The following is a 1505-nucleotide window of genomic DNA, read 5'->3' on the forward strand; positions in this document are numbered from 1 at the left end:
CTGCTTCGTCACAGCGGCCTCTCGCTCGATCCACGCACCCGAACCGTGACGCTCGGCCGAGGTGAGCTCGAGCTCACGCGGAGCGAGTTCGACCTGCTCCACGCGCTCCTGCGCGCCGGCGGCGGAGTCCTGACGCGCGCGGAGCTCGTGCGGGTGGCGCGGGGGGAGCGGTATCGCGACGATTCGTACGTGAGCGAGGCGGACGAGCGGGCCATCGAGGTTCACCTGGGCAACCTCCGGCGCAAGCTCGGCGACGACCCGCGGCAGCCCCGGTGGCTCGTGACCGTGCGGGGCGTCGGGTACCGGCTGGCCCCGCCAGCTTCGTGACGCTGGCTTCGTGACGCTGGCCCCGCCGGTTTCGTGACGTCGGTTTCGTGACGTCGGCCTCGTAACGCGGGTTTGGTGACACTCACTTCGACGTTGGCCTCGTGGGCTAGCACGGTGAGCCGACGCCCGGGTGGAGTTGCCTAGGCCGTGAACTGCCCTGGGCCGGCCGCGCTCTCGCGGAGCTCGGCCGCGGTGAGGTCGCCGCAGCGGGCGACCGAGGCCAGCAGCTGTGCCGCCCCTGCGCCGTCGTTCGCGCGAAGGGCGCCCTCGAGGCGCAAGGCGAGTCCCGCGAGCCGCGTGGCGCCCACCATGACGGACGAGGTGCGGAGGCTCAGAGCTGCCTCGAGCGCGGCGTCGAGGTCGCCGCATCCGAGCGCGAGATCGATGGCTGCGCGCCGGCGCGGCCACATCGCCGCGAAGTCTCGGGCGAAAGCCGCCGCCGAGGCGGGGCCGACGTCCTCGGCCAGCAGGCCGAGCGCGGCGGGATCGACGAGCGGCACGGTATGGTCCGGGCACTCCGCCGTGGATCCGCCTGCCATGACCGTCTCCTTGAGATTCATATGAGCACTACCGTCCCGACAGAGTAGCAATGGTATTAATGACCGCCGGCCCGAGGATTGCAATGAACAGGACCGGGAAGATGAAGAAGAGCAGCGGGAACAGCACCTTGACCGGGAGCTTCATGGCCTGCTGTTCCGCGCGCTGGCGGCGGCGAACTCGCATCGCCTTCGCCTGGACCCGGAGCACGCGCGCGATCGCGATGCCGTAGGCATCTGCCTGCACGATCGCCTGGACGAAGCTGCGCACCTCGGACGCCGTGGTGCGCTCGGCAAGCCCCAAGTAGGCCTCCCGGCGCGAGCGGCCAACCTGCATGTCCTGGAGCGTGCGCACGAGCTCCTCGGCTAGGGGGCCCCGTCCCGTCGAGCTGGCACGGGCCAGGGCGGCCTCGAACCCGAGCCCGGCCTCGACCGAGATGAGCAGTTGATCGAGCGTGTTCGGGAGGTCGGTCTGGATGGTCTTCTGCCTCTCCATGCCGCGGCTCAACAGCATGAGGTCCGGCAGCATGTAGCCGAGGACGATCACGAACAGGGCGACGAGGCGGATGAGGGCCTCGGAGCTCGTGGAGAGGATAAGCCCGCCGATCGCGGCGCCGATCGCCCCGAGGGCGGGCTTCGCGG

At 70.6% G+C, this 1505-nt stretch carries 3 protein-coding genes; 1 reads left to right on the forward strand and 2 read right to left on the reverse strand.

What is annotated here, in order from left to right:
- Positions 1-327, forward strand: a 327-nt coding sequence (locus tag ACLN58_RS22090) for a winged helix-turn-helix domain-containing protein (RefSeq protein WP_415857353.1), incomplete at its 5' end; no start/stop codon positions are given.
- Positions 328-467: 140 nt separating this feature from the next.
- Here ACLN58_RS22090 and ACLN58_RS22095 read toward each other — a convergent pair.
- Together ACLN58_RS22095 and ACLN58_RS22100 are read right to left on the reverse strand one after the other, a co-directional pair.
- The gene (locus tag ACLN58_RS22095; protein WP_415857354.1) at positions 468-866 is read right to left on the reverse strand and encodes an Hpt domain-containing protein; all 399 of its coding nucleotides are present in this window, start codon (positions 864-866) and stop codon (positions 468-470) included.
- A 28-nt stretch (positions 867-894) separates the two neighbouring features.
- The coding region (locus tag ACLN58_RS22100) for a type II secretion system F family protein (RefSeq protein ID WP_415857355.1) at positions 895-1505 on the reverse strand (611 nt) is incomplete at its 5' end.

It is taken from the genome of Sinomonas sp. G460-2, from assembly GCF_047759905.1.
GTDB lineage: Bacteria > Actinomycetota > Actinomycetes > Actinomycetales > Micrococcaceae > Sinomonas.